This is a genomic window from Anaerotignum faecicola (assembly GCA_024460105.1).
Taxonomy (GTDB): domain Bacteria; phylum Bacillota; class Clostridia; order Lachnospirales; family Anaerotignaceae; genus JANFXS01.
The window spans coordinates 1-377 of record JANFXS010000663.1; the positions used below are offsets into that span (position 1 = coordinate 1).

General features: G+C 52.8%; 1 protein-coding gene. It reads right to left on the bottom strand.

Translation table 11 applies throughout. The features are described from left to right. Window positions 1–300: hypothetical protein (locus NE664_15910; GenBank protein MCQ4728120.1), on the bottom strand; the 300-nt coding region annotated here is incomplete at its 3' end. Window positions 301–377: the final 77 nt, after the last annotated feature.

The following is a 377-nucleotide window of genomic DNA, read 5'->3' on the forward strand; positions in this document are numbered from 1 at the left end:
GGACTGTTTTGCTCCACCGGCCTCGCCTCCCTGCCTATATCTTTTTCGTTTCCGCATCTGCAATACTAAATCTGGCCATAGCGCGCTATCCAGTACACCACTTGGCAGCCTAACCAATGCAAAGTATTTATACTTCGCCATGATCTTCCCGCGGTGCGCCTCCCCGGTATGCCCCATGGAATCGATCCCCTGGGCCTTGTAGGTATGTACCATTACCATGCGGCCGATCTTGTAATACCGCTGTGCGGCCTGTATCTCCTTCTGGTTAATGTATCCCGGCGGGATTTCTTGTCGTTTCACTCTATGTACCCCCTGATCTCCTCTACTACGTCACGGTATGCATGACAATAAACCGGTGGGAATCCCTCTGGCGGCTC